The organism is Oerskovia paurometabola, from assembly GCF_016907365.1.
In the GTDB taxonomy this organism is placed as follows: Bacteria; Actinomycetota; Actinomycetes; order Actinomycetales; family Cellulomonadaceae; genus Oerskovia; species Oerskovia paurometabola.
This window is the reverse complement of record NZ_JAFBBV010000001.1, coordinates 4,205,493-4,222,245: the sequence shown is the minus strand read 5'-3', so window position 1 is coordinate 4,222,245 and position 16,753 is coordinate 4,205,493. Positions and strand designations below refer to the sequence as shown.

Annotated in this window: 12 protein-coding genes; 11 read left to right on the top strand and 1 reads right to left on the bottom strand. The window is 73.8% G+C overall.

Going from position 1 to position 16,753, the window contains the following annotated elements:
* Nucleotides 1–22: 22 nt before the first annotated feature.
* The 8 genes from JOD48_RS18835 to JOD48_RS18800 all read left to right on the top strand — a co-directional run bounded on the left by JOD48_RS18835 (nucleotide 23) and on the right by JOD48_RS18800 (nucleotide 11,783).
* Nucleotides 23–4,348: an endo-alpha-N-acetylgalactosaminidase family protein gene (locus JOD48_RS18835; protein WP_204810080.1), complete on the top strand. Its 4,326-nt coding sequence runs from the start codon at nucleotides 23–25 to the stop codon at nucleotides 4,346–4,348.
* A 290-nt stretch (nucleotides 4,349–4,638) separates the two neighbouring features.
* Nucleotides 4,639–4,875, top strand: a complete 237-nt coding sequence (gene rpmB / locus JOD48_RS18830) for a 50S ribosomal protein L28 (RefSeq protein ID WP_204810078.1) — start codon at nucleotides 4,639–4,641, stop codon at nucleotides 4,873–4,875.
* Nucleotides 4,875–5,042, top strand: a complete 168-nt coding sequence (rpmG, locus tag JOD48_RS18825; protein WP_030150366.1) for a 50S ribosomal protein L33 — start codon at nucleotides 4,875–4,877, stop codon at nucleotides 5,040–5,042. The genes rpmB and rpmG overlap by 1 nt, the downstream gene beginning before the upstream one ends.
* 10 nt (nucleotides 5,043–5,052) lie before the next feature.
* Nucleotides 5,053–5,358: a 30S ribosomal protein S14 gene (gene rpsN, locus JOD48_RS18820; RefSeq protein ID WP_204810076.1), complete on the top strand. Its 306-nt coding sequence runs from the start codon at nucleotides 5,053–5,055 to the stop codon at nucleotides 5,356–5,358.
* A gap of 23 nt (nucleotides 5,359–5,381) precedes the next feature.
* A complete protein-coding gene (locus tag JOD48_RS18815) occupies nucleotides 5,382–5,687 on the top strand; it encodes a type B 50S ribosomal protein L31 (protein WP_191790129.1) in 306 nt (101 codons plus the stop codon).
* A 301-nt stretch (nucleotides 5,688–5,988) separates the two neighbouring features.
* The gene (locus tag JOD48_RS18810) at nucleotides 5,989–6,270 is read left to right on the top strand and encodes an HU family DNA-binding protein (protein WP_030150363.1); all 282 of its coding nucleotides are present in this window, start codon (nucleotides 5,989–5,991) and stop codon (nucleotides 6,268–6,270) included.
* Nucleotides 6,271–6,479: 209 nt separating this feature from the next.
* On the top strand, nucleotides 6,480–7,694 hold the full coding sequence (locus tag JOD48_RS18805) for a YibE/F family protein (RefSeq protein ID WP_204810068.1): 1,215 nt from the start codon (nucleotides 6,480–6,482) through the stop codon (nucleotides 7,692–7,694).
* Between the two features lie 63 nt (nucleotides 7,695–7,757).
* Complete coding sequence (locus JOD48_RS18800; protein ID WP_204810066.1) at nucleotides 7,758–11,783, top strand: SCO7613 C-terminal domain-containing membrane protein; 4,026 nt, start codon at nucleotides 7,758–7,760, stop codon at nucleotides 11,781–11,783.
* 122 nt (nucleotides 11,784–11,905) lie between these two features.
* Here the strand turns inward: JOD48_RS18800 and JOD48_RS18795 are convergent, their stop codons facing one another.
* The gene (locus JOD48_RS18795; protein WP_191790132.1) at nucleotides 11,906–12,379 is read right to left on the bottom strand and encodes an Lrp/AsnC family transcriptional regulator; all 474 of its coding nucleotides are present in this window, start codon (nucleotides 12,377–12,379) and stop codon (nucleotides 11,906–11,908) included.
* Nucleotides 12,380–12,538: 159 nt separating this feature from the next.
* On the opposite strand from JOD48_RS18795, the gene pdhA reads away from it, so the two are divergent.
* Genes pdhA through JOD48_RS18780 form a run of 3 tightly spaced genes read left to right on the top strand, consistent with a single transcriptional unit; the run spans nucleotide 12,539 to nucleotide 16,745 of the window.
* Entirely contained in the window at nucleotides 12,539–13,714 is a 1,176-nt protein-coding gene (gene pdhA / locus JOD48_RS18790) for a pyruvate dehydrogenase (acetyl-transferring) E1 component subunit alpha (protein WP_204810065.1), read from the top strand.
* Complete coding sequence (locus JOD48_RS18785) at nucleotides 13,711–14,742, top strand: alpha-ketoacid dehydrogenase subunit beta (RefSeq protein WP_191790134.1); 1,032 nt, start codon at nucleotides 13,711–13,713, stop codon at nucleotides 14,740–14,742. Before pdhA ends, JOD48_RS18785 begins: the two co-directional genes overlap by 4 nt.
* Nucleotides 14,742–16,745: a dihydrolipoamide acetyltransferase family protein gene (locus tag JOD48_RS18780; protein ID WP_204810064.1), complete on the top strand. Its 2,004-nt coding sequence runs from the start codon at nucleotides 14,742–14,744 to the stop codon at nucleotides 16,743–16,745. Before JOD48_RS18785 ends, JOD48_RS18780 begins: the two co-directional genes overlap by 1 nt.
* The last annotated feature ends 8 nt before the right edge of the window (nucleotides 16,746–16,753 follow it).

Sequence of the window (16,753 nt, the reverse complement as noted above, 5' to 3'; positions counted from 1 at the left end):
CTGCTATCGAAGGAGACAGCACATGGTTCGACATTCCCCTGGCCCCCGGGCCGGTTCCCTCCCGGGCGGCGGCTCGCGCCGCGCCCGCCGGCTCGTGGCGCTCGCCACCGCGGTCGTGGTGCCGTTCGCGGCGCTGCCGGTCGCCGCCCTCCCCGCGGCGGCGAGCAGCATCAACCAGCTCTCGGCCCTGGGCCTGACGGCCGAGCAGGTCGCGGCGGCGAGCGTCGAGGGCGCGGCGACGCTGCGCTCTCCTCAGCTCGACGTCCAGGTCGCCGCGGACTTCCCACGGGTCCTGAGCTACACCGACCGCGCGTCGGGGGCCTCGCTCGCGGGCAGCACCGCGACCGTGGCGAAGGTGCGCCTCAACGGCACCGACCGCACCGTCGCGGTCGAGCCGGGCGAACCCGGTGAGACGAGCCGCGACTACCGCCTGACGTTCCCCGACCTCGCGGGCGTCAGCATCGACACGCGCCTGGAGGTCGACGGCAGCGCCGTGACGTTCCGCGTCACGGGCGTGACCGACACCGAGGCCTTCCGCGTCGGGACCATCGAGGTCCCGGGCCACGACCTGCTCTCCGTCTCGTCGGCCGACCCGTCGGCCGTGGTCGCCTCGGCCGTGATCAGCCCGGACCGTGGCAAGGTCGGCGACACGTTCACGACCGTCACGGGGCAGACCCCCGTCAACGCGAACCCGGTCGGGTCCGCGTACGCGATCGTCAGCACCAGCAAGCTGTCGGCCACGATCGTGACCAACAGCGTCTACGACGAGGCGAACGGCAAGGCCGCCGCGGACGGCAACCGCCTGCAGCGTCAGGCCCGCGCGGCCGACGGCGGCGTGCGCGTGGGCGTCTGGAGCGGCGCGTGGACCTACCGGGCCCAGGGCTCGCCGGTCACCGAGGAGCTCCCGTACGCGACCGTCGTCGTGACGGCCGACGCCAACGCCGACGACAAGGTCGACTGGCAGGACGGCGCGATCGCGTTCCGCGCGACCGCCCCCAAGGCGCTCGGCGCCGACCAGGTCGCCGACCGCGTCGTGACCCACATCCCGTTCAACTTCGCCTCGCAGGCCACGCACCCGTTCCTGCGTACGCTCGACGACGTCAAGCGCATCTCGCTCGCGACCGACGGCCTGGGCCAGATGGCGCTGCTCAAGGGCTACGGCTCCGAGGGCCACGACTCCGCGCACCCCGACTACGGCGGCAACTACAACGAGCGCGCGGGCGGCCTCGAGGACATGAACACGCTCCTCGAGCAGGGCGGCGACTGGAACGCGGACTTCGGCGTCCACATCAACGCGACCGAGGCCTACGCCGAGGCGAACGCCTTCTCCGACGAGCTCGTCGACCCGTCGGCCAAGGGCTGGAACTGGCTCGGCCAGTCGTACTACATCGACCAGCGCCGCGACGTGAACAGCGGTGATCTGGCCGCGCGCATCGGCCAGCTCGCCGACGAGACCCAGGGCAACCTGGACCTCCTCTACGTCGACGTCTACTACAACTTCGGCTGGCAGGCCCGCGCCCTCGCGGACGCGGCCCGCGCGAACGACCTCCAGATCGCGACCGAGTGGTCCGACAAGTTCGAGGCGAGCTCGCTGTGGAGCCACTGGTCCGCGGACGAGAACTACGGCGGCGCGGCGAACAAGGGCCTGAACTCCCAGATCGTGCGCTTCATCGACAACGCCGAGAAGGACACCTGGAACCCGCACCCGCTGCTCGGCAACGCGCGGCTCGTCGAGTTCGAGGGCTGGACCGGGCAGACCGACTGGAACGCGTTCTACAAGAACATCTGGACGACCAACGTCCCGACCAAGTTCCTCCAGCACCAGGAGATCGTGCGCTGGGGCACCGACCGGATCGACTTCACGGGTGACGTCTCGGCGCGTGGCCAGGCCGCGGCCGACCGGCAGATCCTCGTCGGGGACGCCGTGGTCGCCACGGGCGGCACCTACCTCCTGCCGTGGAACGCGTCCGACGCCCCCGGGCTCGAGGGACAGGCCGCCGAGGGCGGGAAGCTCTACCACTACAACCCGGCCGGCGGCTCGACCACGTGGACCCTCACGGACGAGTTCTCCGGGGCCACGAGCCTGACTCTGTACAAGCTCACGACGACGGGCCGCGAGAAGGTCGCGGACGTCCCGGTCACGGGCGGCAAGGTCACGGTCGAGGCGACCGCGGGCCAGCCCTACGTGCTGTACCCGCAGGGCGTCACGACCCCCTCGGCCGAGGACGTCGCGTGGGGCACCGGGAGCGGCATCGTCGACCCCGGCTTCAACGCCGCGACGCTCGACGCGTACGAGACGACCGGCACCACGGGCATCGAGACCCTGTCCAACGGGCAGCGCGTCGCGACGCTCGGTGCGGGCGCCTCGTCGCTGAGCCAGCAGCTCGGTGAGCTCTCGACCGGCACCTACGCCGTGAGTGCGTGGGTCGAGGTCCAGCCCGGGAAGTCCCGCACGACCACGCTGTCCGTCTCGGGCGAGGGCGTCGCGCAGACCGCGAGCACCGTCGTCGAGCGGTCGACCGCCAAGAACCTCGTCGCGGCCGACGAGAAGAACAACCGCTACTACCAGCGCGTCCAGGTGCTCGTCGACGTCACGGGCCCGGCCCGACCGACGCTGACGGTCTCCGCCTCGGCGGGAGACGCCGTCGTGCGGGTCGACGACCTGCGCGTCGTGAGCGCCACGCGCTCGGTGGCCCCGGCCGTCGAGGGCGAAGCGGTCGTCGCGTTCGAGGACTTCGAGAACGTGCCCCAGGGCTGGGGACCGTTCGTCAAGGGCGACGCGGGCGGCGTGACCGACCCGCGCACGCACATCGCCAAGCGCAACGCGCCCTACACGCAGGCCGGCTGGAACGGGAAGCTCGTCGACGACGCGCTGTCCGGCGACTGGTCGCTCAAGGCGCACGAGGAGAACAAGGGCCTCGTCTACCGCACCGTGCCCAGCACCGTGAAGCTCGAGGCGGGGCGTCAGTACCGCGTGAGCTTCGACTACCAGTCGGGCAACGGCGGCGAGTACCAGTGGGTCACGGGCTACGACTCGGTCGCGAGCGGCGCCCCGGCGTCGGTCGAGACGCACGCGACCCCGCTGGGTCAGCAGCGCACGACCGCGACGTTCTCCGAGGACGTCGTGGCCAGCGGCTGCGGCGACACCTGGGTGGGGCTGCGCAAGCTCACCGCGGGCGGCAACCAGTCCGACCTGATCCTCGACGACTTCCGCGTCGTGGACCTGGGCCCCGCGGAGGCCACCCCGGCCTGCGCGTCCCTCACGGTCTCCCCGGGACCTGTCGCGTTCGAGCCCGACGTCGCGAGCACCGTCACGACGCGGCTCACGGTCCACGAGCCCGTGGCCGTCGCGGACGTCGCCGTGACGCTCGACGTGCCCGAGGGCTGGGAGGTCGAGGCGACCAACGCCTCGACCGCGGCCACGCTGCCGGCCGGCGGCGTCCTGACCACGACGTGGCAGGTCACCCCGCACGGCAAGATCACGGCCGACGCCTACACGCTCACCGCGGGCGGCTCGTACACGACCACGGCTGCGCCCGTCGGCAAGCGGTCGGTCGAGGCCGGCCAGTCGGTGTGGGTCGTCGTCCCGCCGAACGGCGGCGAGAACTGGGTCAGCGACCTGCCGTTCGTCTCGACGACCAACGGGTGGGGACCGGTCGAGCGCGACCTGTCCAACGGCGAGCAGGGCGAGAAGGACGGCAAGCCGCTCACGTTGCGTGGCGTCGTCCACGAGAAGGGGCTGGGCACGCACGCGAGCTCGACCGTCCGGGTCTTCCTCGCCGCGCAGTGCGAGGCCTTCACGGCCACCGTGGGCGTCGACGACGTCCAGGCGACCAAGGGTTCCGTGCAGTTCACGGTCCTCGGTGACGGCACGCAGCTCGCCCAGACCGAGGTGCTCAGGGGCGGCGGCAAGACCGTCGACCTGAACGTGCCCGTCACGGGGGTCCGCTACCTCGACCTGGTCGTCGGGGACGGCGGCGACGGCAACGGCAACGACCACGCCGACTGGGGCTCCGCCAAGGTGTCCTGCGCCGACCCGGTCGACCCGCCCGAGCCCGAGCTCGAGGTCACCACGACGGCCACCTCGCAGTGCACGGGCGCTCGCGCCCAGGTCACGGCGCGCGCGGTCAACGAGGAGGACTTCCCGGTCGACGTGCTGGTCACGACGCCCTACGGCACCAAGACCTTCAACAACGTCCAGCCCGGCAAGAGCGCGAGCCAGAAGTTCAACTCCCGCAGCGAGGCGATCGAGGCGGGGACGGTGACGTTCACCGCGACCGCCACGGTCGACGGCAAGGAGGTCTCGACCACGACCGAGAGGCAGTTCGAGGCCACGAGCTGCCGCTAGCCGCTCGGGTCCTCCTCCGAGGGGGGCCGCTCGACCCGGACGCCCCGGGACTCTTCACGAGTCCCGGGGCGTCCGGGTCCCCGCGTCGCGCAGCACGGGGTCGACCGGGGCGAGCACGCTGAGCGGGACACGGGTCCCGGACGTGCGGGGGTCCCGGGAATATCTGCGGGCATGCGGACGCTCCACCTCTACAGAGAACGGTTCTCATCAGTCGGGAGCACACCTCTTGACGAGAACGGTTCTCAATAACTAGGGTCGGGTCTCTGCGACCCACCGAAGGGAAGTCCGTCATGTCCGCCGTCTGCCAGGTGCTCGGCACCTCGCCGGGGTTCGGCCGCTCGATCTCGCACTCGCACGTGCGGACCCGGCGTCGTGTCGAGCCCCACGTCCAGCACAAGCGTTACTGGGTGCCGTCCCTGGGCCGGCATGTCAGGCTGAGAGTGAGCGCCCAGGGGATCAGGACGATCGACCGTCGAGGGACCGACGCGGTCGTCGCCGGAATCATCGCTCGAGGGGAGAAGGTCTGATGGCAGCACGCACCGAGCTGCGCCCCGTGGTCAGGATGCGTTCGACCGCAGGGACCGGGTACACCTACGTGACCCGCAAGAACCGCCGCAACGACCCGGACCGGCTGACCCTGCTCAAGTACGACCCGGTGGCGCGACGACACGTCGCGTTCCGTGAGGAACGGTAAGGGGAGCCGCATGGCCAAGAAGTCCAAGATCGCGCGCAACGAGCAGCGCGAGGTGATCGTCGCCCGGTACGCCGAGAGGCGCGCCGAGCTCAAGAAGATCATCGCGTCGCCCAGCGCCTCGGACGCCGACAAGGAGGCCGCCGTGACCGAGCTGCGCAAGCAGCCCCGCGACGCGAGCGCGACCCGCCTGCGCAACCGCGACGTCGTCGACGGCCGTCCGCGCGCGTACAACCGGCGCTTCGGGCTCTCCCGCATCAGGCTGCGTGACATGGCGCACCGCGGCGAGCTCCCGGGCGTCACCAAGTCCAGCTGGTAGTCGAGACACGTAGAGGAGCACCCATGAAGAAGGACATCCACCCCGAGTACGGGCCGGTCGTGTTCCGCGACATCTCGGCCGACTTCGCCTTCCTGACCAGGTCCACGCTCGCCGGCGGCTCGGCGTCCGGTCCTGGGCGCCCGGACAAGACGATCGAGTGGACGGACGGCAACACCTACCCGGTGGTCGACGTCGACATCTCGAGCGCGAGCCACCCGTTCTACACGGGCACCGCGCGCGTCGTGGACACCGCCGGACGCGTCGAGAAGTTCCGTCAGCGGTACGGCAAGGGCGCCACGGGTGGCGCGGCGAAGAGCGACGGTCGCTGATCCCGCCCTTCGCCCGGCCGACGTGCCGAGGCCCTCGACGAGCCGTCCACCCTGCGGGGTGGACGGCTCGTCGCACGTCGGGGAGGGCGCGCGGAGGAGGTCAGGACGCGCCCAGTAGGTCACATTCGGCGCGGATCGGACAAGATTCTGCGCTCAGAGGAACCGTTTCGGCGCGGAAACGCGCGCAGAACCCCGTAGATTCCTTAGTGTTGTCCACGAAGTCCCGCCTCAGGGCTGGCAAACTGAGACCTCAACGTCCCGTGGTGCCCACTGCGGGGCGTGAACCGATGAAGGGATCCGCATGTCGCTCAACAAGTCTGAGCTCGTCTCGGCCATCGCCGCAAAGTCCGACCTCACCAAGGCTCAGGCCGAGAACGCCCTCAACGCGTTCCAGGAAGTCCTCGTCGAGTCGCTCGGCAAGGGCGAGGCCGTCAAGGTCACCGGCCTTCTCTCCGTCGAGCGCGTCGAGCGTGCCGCTCGCACGGGCCGCAACCCCCGCACCGGCGAGGAGATCCAGATCCCCGCTGGCTTCGGTGTCAAGATCAGCGCCGGCAGCCTCCTGAAGAAGGCCGTCACCAAGTGATCTTCGCGGCGCGCTGAGGCGTGCCGCACCGCGGGGCCGTGGCCCCGCACCCGTGCAGAGGCCCGGGTGCCCGACGACGTCGGTCACCCGGGCCTCTGTCGTCCGTGGGGAGCGGGGGCGCGGCGCGTCGCTCGCAGCGATAACCGTTCTCATTCTCTAGGGTGGGTGGGTCCTGGGCGTGCGCCCGACCAGCCGATCCGAAGGGCGCCATGAGCCACCACCCCCACGGGCACTCCCACGGGAGCGGCCCGGCGCTGCCAGCGACGCGACGGGTCAGGGTCGTGCTCGCGGCGATCCTGGTCCCGGCACTGCTCCTGACGATCGTCGGGCTCGTCGCGCTCTGGCCCCGCGCGGCCGACCTGCCCGACCAGATCCCGTTCACGGCCCAGGGCACCCACGTGGTGCGGGGGGTCGTGACGGGGGAGGCCGAGGTCGAGACCGGGCTCGTGCCCATGCGCCTCGACGACGGCACGCAGACCGAGGTCGTGGCCCCGCCCGAGTACGTCCACCACGGCTTCGAGGTCGGCGACCGTCTCAGGATGCTCTACATCTCCCAGGCCGAGGGCGACGGCAGCACCCCCTACGCCTTCCTCGACTTCGAACGCGGGATCCCGATCGCCGTGCTCGCGATCGCCTACGCCGCGCTCGTGCTCGCGGTCGCCCGGCTGCGAGGGCTGGCGGCGCTCGCGGGACTCGTCGTCGCCCTCGTGACGATCGGTCAGTTCACGCTGCCCGCGCTCCTCTCGGGCCAGAACACCCTGTACGTGGCGCTCGTGACGTCGTCGGCCGTCATGTTCGTCGTGCTCTACGTCGCCCACGGGTTCACGGCCCGGACGTCGACCGCGATGGTCGGGACCCTCGTCGGGCTCGTCCTGACCGCGGTCCTCGCCTGGTGGGGCGCCTCGACCTCGCACATCACCGGGCTCACGTCCGAGGAGTCTCTGTGGCTCCCGTCCTACGCCCCCGCGATCGACCTGCAGGGCATCGCGATCTGCGGGATCGTCCTCGCGGGCATGGGCGTGCTCAACGACGTGACGATCACGCAGGCCTCGACCGTCTGGGAGCTGCGCGCGCTCGCGCCCTGGGCGTCGCGGCGCGAGCTCTTCACGCGGGCCATGCGGATCGGGCGCGACCACATCGCGTCGACGGTCTACACCATCGCGTTCGCCTACGTCGGAGCGGCCCTGCCGCTGCTCATGGCCGTCTGGCTGTCCGACCAGGCGCTCGGCGTGAACCTCACGTCGGGGGAGATCGCGGAGGAGGTCGTCCGGACGCTCGTCGGGTCGATCGGGCTCGTGCTCGCGATCCCGCTCACCACGGCCATCGCGGCCGTGACTGTGCCGACCGGACCTGCCCCGTCCCGGGTGCCCGCCGAGCCTGCCGGACCGGCCCAGGAGCTGGCCCGGAGCACGCCCTTCACCTGATCCGCACCGACACCCCACGGGTCGGCCCTGTGGGCGACCCTGGGAGTTCGCCATGATGTGCGCATGAGCGAACAGTGGGTCGAGGTCGCGACGACGCGGCTTCGTGACCAGCACGCCTGCCCGGGCTGCGGAGCCGACCTGACGTCGACCCGCTGCGGTGACTGCGGCCTGGTCCTGACGGGCCCGTGGGCGGTCGAGGTGCTGAGGACGTCGCGTGAGGCGGCCTTCGCGCTCGAGCGACGTGCCTCGGCGCTGCGCGCGCTGCGGTCGGCCGGCGTCCCGCGCCCCGCTTCACCGCACCCCGTGGCCCCGCGCCCCCTGACGCCCGTGCACACCGGCGTCCCGCGCCCCGCTTCACCGCGCCCCGTGGCCCCGCGCCCAGAGGGCGGCGCTGCGAACCCCGCCCCTGCGCGGTCGAGCCTCGGGCTCCAGCCCATCCTCGCGAGCGCCGGAGCGGGCCTCCTCGCGGTCGCCACGATCGTGTTCGTCTTCTTCACGCTCGCCGACGACCTCGCGGTGCGTGCGCTCGTCACGGGCGTCGTGACGCTTCTCGCGCTCGCGACGGCCGCGTTCCTGCGGACGCGCGGGATGGCCGCGTCGGCAGAGTCGATCGGCGCGCTCGGCGTCGTGCTGCTGCTCGTCGACGTCGAGCTCTTCCTCAGCGCACGCCCGCTCGGCGGCGCGGACCCCGCGCTCGTGCGCGGCCTCCTGCTGCTCCTGGTGGTCGTCGGGCTCCTGGCGGCCGGGCTCCGGGTCCGGGTGCGGGCCTGGGTCGCGGCTGGGCTGATCCTCAGCCCGGTCGTGCCCGTGATCCTCGCGGGCACGTTCCCCGGCCTGAGCGCCTCGACCTTCGCCGCGTTCTCGGTCGCCCTCCTGGCCGCCTCGCTCGTCACCGTGCTCGACCTGCCCGTCCTGCGGTGGTCCCGCGAGCGGCTCGGCTCGCCGCTGACCCTCGAGCAGACCGTGCTCGAGGTCGCGCGCTTCCTCGCGTTCCCCACGGCCGTCGTCCTGGCGCTGCTCGTGCCTCCGCTCCCGGGCGTCCCGGGCTGGAGCGGCGCGGCGGCGCTCGTGCTCCTCGCCGCGGGCACGGCCTGCGTGCTGGCCCGGTCCACCGGGCAGCGCGTGTGGTGGTGGGCCACGGGAGGGGCGACGGTCCTCGCGGGGGCGCTCCTCGGCGTCGGCTCCCATCCGGTGTGGCTGGCGACCGTGCCGGCCGCCGCGCTGCTCGCGGGGAGCGTCCTGGTCGGCGTCGCGACGTGGGTCCGGGCCGACGGTCGGACCCGCTCCGCGCTCGTGGCCGGCGGGTCGGCGGTGCTCGGGCTCGCCGCGCTGCCCGCGACCGCGTACGGGCTGACGGGCCCGCTCGTGTCGGTCTCGACGATCCGGCCGACCGGCACCACGTGGTCGTTCACGACGGACCGCCTCGCCGTGGCCGGGACGCTCGACGACGCCGCGACCACGGCTGCGCTCGTCGGCGTCGCGGCGCTCCTGCTCGCGATGCTCGGCGTCGGCCGCCTGGACCTGGGGACGGCGGAGTCGACGGCCGCGACCTGCGGCCCTGCGGCCGGTTCGGCGGTCGGCTCGGCGACCTCGCCGTCGGCACCTGCCCGGAGCGGGCTCGTGCACGCCGCGGGGGAGGCCGCACCGTGGGTCGCGCTGGTCCTTGCCCTGGGGGTGGCGCTGCACCCGGCCTGGGCGGCGGTCACGAGCTTCGCGGCGCTCGCTGTCCTGGCGCTCGCACTCTTCGTGGGTGCGGGCCGGTTCGCCCGGGCGCGCCGTGGTGGGCCCGCCACCGGCGCGTCGGTCGTCCCGGCCACGGCGACGCCGGCTTCGGCACCACGCGCCCCGTGGCCCCTGGGCGCCTGGACCGCGGCCGCCCTCACGGGCGGATTCGTCGCGACGGGGCTCGCGGCCCTCGTGTCCTGGGCGGCGCGCCCGACCGTGGTGCTGAGCGGCGCCGTCGTGCTCGCCTTGCTGCTGGTCGCTCGCCGCGTGGTGCCCGCCCTGGCGCACCCGTTCCTCGTGGGGGTGGGCTACGCGTACGCGCTGCTGGTCCTCGGGACGACGCTCGGCTGGGTGGGCCTCGGCACGACCGAGGCCGTCGCGGTCGTGTCGGTCACGGCCTCGGTCGTCGCGATCGTCGTCACCCGGGTCCGCGCGGTCGGGCAGCCGTCGTGGTGGGCCGTGCTCGTCACGACGTCGGTGCCCTTCCTGCTGGGCGTCGCGACCGTGCTCGACGAGCGCAGCTGGTGGTCCGCCGCCGCCGCGGCGACCATGCTCGCGCTCGAGGGTGTGCTCGTCCTGACCCGGCGGTCCGAGATGGCGCGAGCGGTCCGCGTGGCCGCGGCAGGCCTCCTGCTCCCGACGGCGTCGGTCGTCCTGGTCTGCCTCGGCGCCGAGCTCGTGCCCGGCAGCGCGTCGCCCGTGGTGCTGCCGCTCGTCGCGATCCTGACCGTCGCGGCCGTGGTCGGTGTCCCGTCCGCCCAGGCGTACCTGACCGTGCGCGGCCTCCCCGACCGGCACGTGCTCGACGCGGGACGCGCGGTCGAGGTGAGCGTGCTCGTGACCGCGTCCCTCACGGTCGTGCTCGCCCTGGTGCGCGTCGCGGCGGGCCCTGAGACCACGGCGATCGTGCTCCTCGTCCTCGGCACGGGGGCCGCGGTCGTCGCCGGACGCCCGGACCGCCGCTGGGCGTGGTGGGTCGCGGGCGGGCTGTGGGTCGGCGCCCTGTGGTCGTTGCTCGCCCTGCTCGACGTCGGGCTCGTCGAGGCGTACACGGCGCCGCCCGCGCTCGCGGCCGTGGTCGTCGGCGGGATGCTGGCCGCCCGGCGCTCGTCCGTCGGCGGGCGTCTGGCCGGGTGCGGGCTCGGGCTGCTCGTCCTGCCGTCGCTGCTCGTGTCGATCCTCGTCCCGCAGGACGTCGCGTGGCGCAACCCCGCGGTCCTCGCACTGGGCCTGGTCCTCGTCGCGGGCGGCGAGACGGCCCGGCGTCTCGCGGCGCGCGGCACCCGCGTGAGCGAGGCCTGGGCGGCGGGCGCGGCGTCGCAGCTCGCCCTGGCGGCGATCCTCGCGTCCGTCGCGGGGCTCGTCGCGGCGCTCCAGTCGGTCCAGCAGGCGGGGGCGACCGACCCGACCCGCGTCTACCTCGTCGCGCTCGCCTGGTCCGCGGCGGGGGCAGCGCTCGCGGCGCTCGCGGGCGACCGCCTCGTCGCGGCCGTCGCACCCTGGGGCGGTACCCCCCGAGGGGTCGAGGGGCCCGACGGCGCCGCTCCTCCCGCGCTCGACCCGGCCCTTCGTCGGTGGTGGGCCGCGCCCGCGCTGGTGCTCGCCGTCGTCGGGCCGGTCGGGGCCGTGGGCGAGAGCTGGACCGTGATCGTCCTCGCATGGCTCGTCGAGGTCGCGCTGCTCGTGCTCGTGGTGCACACCGTGCGCCGGGCCGTGGCGGCCGGGCGGCGCGAGGACCTGCGGTGGCCGCCCACATGGTTCGTGTGGCTCCTCGCGCTCACGGCCGCGATCGGGGCGTGGAGACCGCGCGAGCTGCGCGTCGAGGTCTTCTCGCTGCCGCTCGGCGCGGGGCTGCTCGTCGCGGGCTACCTGGCGTTCGCGGCGACGACGCGGGCCGCCGCCCGAGCGGGGGAAGCGGGCTCGGTGGCCGGCGGGTCTGCCGGTGCGGTGCCGGACGCTGCGTCAGCCGTGACCTGGCCCCGGCTCGCCGACTGGCCCGTCGGGTACGCCGGGTCGTGGCGCACCCTCGCGGTGGGGATCGCGGCGACGCTCGGGCCGTCGGTCCTCGCGACCTACACCGACGCCCGCACGTGGCGGGCCGTGCTCGTGATCGGGCTCGCCCTGGCCGCCGTGCTGATCGGGACGAGGTTCCACCTCGCCGCACCGTTCGTGCTGGGCGTCGTGGTGCTGCCGATCGAGATCCTCGTGGTGTTCGTGAGCCAGCTCGGCACGGCCATCTCGGCCGGGCCGTGGATGCTCACCCTGACGGCCGCGGGCGGGCTGCTCCTCATCATCGCGGTGTACTACGAGCGGCGCATGGCCGCGTTCGACGGCGCTGCGGCGTACCTGCGCGACCTACGGTAGGGGGGCCACCGCGCGAGACGGGTGGTTCGGCACGAGACGGGTGCTCGCGTCGGTGGCGTAGGCACCCGTCTCGTGCAGGACCACCCATCTCGCGGCCAGGCCCCGTCCGACGGGTGCCAGTCCTAGAGGGTCTTGCGTGCCCGCTCGATCAGGGGCCGCACCCGGTACGGGATGAGCTCTCCCATCGAGAGCGACGTCTCGGTGCGCTCGACCCCGTCGATCGCGAGGATCGCCGCGTCGATGCGGAACAGGTGGTCCGTGGTGCGGCACGCGACCAGCACCCTCAGGTCGGAGGTGCCGCTGCGCCCGTGCGCCTGGAGCACCTCGGGGATCTCCGCGAGCGTCGCCACGATGCGGCTGAGCTCCTTCTGCTTGACCTCGACCTCGATGAACGCGGTCAGGGGGTGGCCCAGGAACTCCGGGCTGATGCGCCGGTCGAAGTCGAGGAACGCCCCGGCCTCCTCGAGGTGGGCCATGCGTGCGTGCACCGTGTTCCGGGAGAGCCGCAGGCGCTCGGCCAGCGCGACGATCGTGCCGCGCGGGTCCTTCGCGAGCGCGACGAGGAGATCGAGGTCGACGGCATCGTAGCTGCGCACAGTGTTCAGCCTAGCCCGACATCCGGGAGCAGAACGCGCAGCCTTCTCGCGATGACTGGAGCCATGTGCGGGGTGGGGTTACGTTCGCGGTATCCGGTGCTCGACGGTGAGCGGCGGGGTGCTCGACGACGAGCACGGGAGCAGACGCGAGGTGACGCGATGACGCCCAGCAAGGTGGACAGCCGTGTCGAGCCGCGGACGACACAGGACGTCGTCCAGGTGCTCGACGAGGCCGGTGCACGCCACGGATCGGCGGAGCAGGACCGGTGGCTGGAAGGACTCGACGCAGACCCCGCGTCGGCCCTTCGACTGTACGAGGACATGGTCGTGGTGCGTCGGATCGACGCCGAGGCCACGGCTCTCCAGCGGCAGGGCGAGCTCGCGCTGTGGCCCCCGCTGCTGGGGCAGGAGGCCGCGCAGATCGGCTCGGGCCGGGCGTTGCGTGCCGACGACTTCGTGTTCTCGAGCTACCGCGAGCACGCCGTGGCGTACACGCGGGGGGTCGCCCTCGTGGACCTCGTGCGGGTGTGGCGCGGCGTGACGGCGTCGGGCTGGGACCCGTACGCCGTGAACATGGCGACGCCGCAGGTCATCATCGGCGCGCAGACGTTGCACGCGACGGGCTACGCGATGGGCATCCAGAACGACGGGGCCGACGCCGTAGCGGTCGCCTACCTGGGCGACGGGGCCATGAGCCAGGGCGACGTCAACGAGGCGTTCGTGTTCGCCGCGACCTACCGGTCGCCCGTGGTGTTCCTGTGCCAGAACAACCAGTGGGCCATCTCCGAGCCCGTGGCGCTCCAGTCGCCCGTGCCGCTCGTGGACCGCGCCGCGGGCTTCGGCCTCCCGGGCGTGCGCGTCGACGGGAACGACGTCCTCGCGGTGCACGCCGTGACCCTCGAGGCCCTCGACCGGGCCCGCACGGGCGGCGGTCCCACGTTCATCGAGGCCGTGACCTACCGCATGGGCCCGCACACCACGGCCGACGACCCCACGCGGTACCGCGACCCCGCCGAGCTCGAGACGTGGGCCGGGCGCGACCCGATCTCCCGCTACCGGGCCTACCTCACGGACCGCGGCCTGCTGACCGAGGACGAGGAGACGCGCGTCCAGGGTGCCGCCGACCGGGCCGCGGCCGAGCTGCGCGCCGGGTGCATCGGGCTGGAGGACCCGTCGGCGCTCTCGATCTTCGACCACGTGTACGCCGAGCCGCACGCGGCGCTCGCGGCCGAGCGTGCCGCGTACGCGCAGTACCTGGAGGGGTTCGCCGACTCCCCGGAGCCCCACGGCGCCAGCGCCTCCGACGCCTCCCACGTGAAGGACGGTGCCCGATGACCACGCTGACGCTCGCCAAGGCCCTCAACGCAGGCCTGCGCCGCTCGCTCGCGACCGACGACAAGGTCGTCGTCATGGGGGAGGACGTCGGCCGCCTCGGCGGCGTGTACCGGGTCACGGACGGCCTCCAGACCGAGTTCGGCCCCCGTCGCGTGCTCGACACGCCGCTCGCGGAGTCGGGCATCCTCGGCACGGCCGTGGGGCTCGCGTACCGCGGCTACCGACCCGTGTGCGAGATCCAGTTCGACGGGTTCGTGTACGTCGCGTTCGACCAGATCGTGTCCCAGCTCGCCAAGATGCACGCCCGCACGGGCGGCGCGGTGCGCCTGCCGATCACGATCCGCATCCCCGTGGGCGGCGGCCTGGGGGCGGCCGAGCACCACTCGGAGTCGCCCGAGGCGTACTTCGCGCACACCGCGGGCCTGCGCGTCGTGACCGTCTCCGACCCGCAGGACGCGTACACCGTGCTCCAGCAGGCCATCGCGTGCGACGACCCGGTCGTCTTCTTCGAGCCCAAGCGGCGCTACCACCTCAAGGGCGAGGTCAACGAGGCGGCGGACCTGCGCTCGGCCGACCCCATGGACGCGGCGCGCGTCGTCGTGCCCGGGACCGACGTCACCCTGGTGACGTTCGGGTCGCTCGTGACGACGGCCCGGGACGCCGCGGTCGCGGCCGCCGACGAGGGCGTCTCGATCGAGGTCGTGGACCTGCGTTCGCTCTCGCCGATCGACCACGCGACGGTCGCGGCGTCGGTCCGCAAGACGGGTCGGCTGGTCGTCACGCACGAGGCCCCGCACCAGGCAGGCCTGGGCGCCGAGGTCGCGGCCGCGGCGACCGAGCGCTGCTTCGACCACCTCGAGGCCGCGCCGGTGCGCGTCACGGGGCACGACGTCCCGTACCCCCCGGCCAAGGCCGAGCAGCACCAGGTCCCGGACCTGGACCGGATCCTCGACGGCGTGGACCGCGTCCTGGGGCGCGGGGCGTACGCGTCGTCGGAGTACGCAGCCTTCGAGGGGGTGGCACGGTGATGGCCACGCGCGAGTTCCTCCTGCCCGACCTCGGTGAGGGCCTCACCGAGTCCGACCTGGTGAGCTGGCACGTCGCCGCGGGCGACCGGGTCGAGCTCAACCAGGTCATCGCGGAGGTCGAGACGGCCAAGGCCCTGGTCGACCTCCCGTCGCCCTACGCGGGCGTCGTCACGGTCCTGCACGCCGAGCCGGGGCAGACGGTCAACGTGGGGGAGCCGCTCGTCACGTTCGAGGTCCCGGACGAGGCGGGGGCGCCGGGCGCAGTGCCCGCCGCCGGGCGGTCGGCCGGCGGCGGGCGTGCGGCCCGCGGTGCCGGGAACCCGTCGCCTGACGGCGTCACCACCGATCGTTCGCCGGCGTCCCCGTCCGCCGTGGTCTCCACGCCCGACGGCGCCACGCCCGGCGGTCTCGCGGCCCACGGCGGCCAGGACGCGGCCGAGGAGGCGCCCCAGCCGAACCTCGTCGGGTACGGTGCGCGACCAGAACGATCGGGCCGACCCACGAGGCGAGCACGCCGGTCCCCGGCTCCGGCCGCTGCCGAGATGCGGCCAACTGGGGTCGAGAACAGGGTCAGCACCCCAGATGGCCGCATCTCGGCGGACGGGGTCGAGCACGGGCAGCCTTCCGACGACGACATGGCCGGAGCCGGTGCCGGCCCGGGGGCGGGGGCTGGTGCGAGCGCGGCAGCGGGCTCGAGTACCGGTATGCCCCCCATCGAGCGACCACGCTCGACCCCGCCCGTGCGCCGGCTGGCCAAGCAGCTCGGGGTCCACCTCGAACGGATCGTCGGGACCGGCGCTCGCGGCCTCGTGACCCGCGAGGACGTCCTCGCGGCGGTGAGCTGTGCGCAGGCCGGGTCCCGTGAGGGGACCGCAGCCGGGACGGGGCAGGGCGCGGTGTCCGGGCGACGTGCGGGCACGGGCAGGGAGCGCAACGGCGTCCACGGCCTTCCCAGCGACGCGTCGAGGGGACCGGCGTCCCGGGGCTTCGGCACCGCGGGCCCGCCCGACGAGTGGGACGACGACGACGAGGACGCTGCCGCTGCCGACGAGCCCACGCCCCGGACCACGGGCCGCCACTCACCGACCTCGCTGCGCGACATCCTCGGTCAGTCCGGGCTGGCCCGCGCGGCCTCCCGGCGCGCCGGCGGGTTCCCGCTGCCCGGAACGAGCGCCGCGCCGGCCGAGCCGGACGACAGGAGGGGAGCGGCGCCGTCGGGCCGGGCGGACAACGGTGAGACCCGCACCCCCGTGCGCGGCGTGCGCAAGCACACCGCCGCCGCGATGGTCGCGAGCGCCTTCACCGCCCCCCACGCGACCGTGTTCCTCACGGTCGACGTCACGCCCAGCACCGAGCTCCTCGACCGCCTGCGGACCCACCCGCTCGCCCGCGGGACCAGGATCACGGTCCTGGCGCTCGTCGCTCGCGCGCTGTGCGTCGTGCTGCCGCGGCACCCCTCGCTCAACAGCCGGTGGGAGGACCTGCCCGACGGTGGCGCGGAGATCGTCCACAGCCCGCGCGTCCACCTGGGGACGGCGGTCGCGACCGAGCGCGGGCTCGTCGTGCCCCACGTGCCCGACGCGCACACGCTCGGGCTCACAGGACTCGCGCAGGCGCTCGCGGACCTCACCGCGACGGCCCGCAGCGGGCGCACCGCGCCCGAGCGGCTCACGGGCGGGACCATCACGATCACCAACGTCGGGGTGTTCGGCGTCGACGCCGGGACGCCGATCCTGGTCCCGGGGGAGGCCGCGATCCTGGGCGTCGGGGCCGTGCGGAAGCGCCCCTGGGAGCACGAGGGACAGGTCGCGCTGCGCGACGTCGTGACGCTGAGCCTGTCGTTCGACCACCGCGTGGTCGACGGCGAGCAGGGCGCCCGTTTCCTTTCCGAGCTCGGGGCGCTGCTCGCGGACCCGGCGCTCGCGCTGCTCCTGGTGGGCGACCCCGGCGACCCCGGTACCCCCGGCGACCAGGGTCCGTCCCGGACGGGGGCGCCCTCGTGACCGCGACC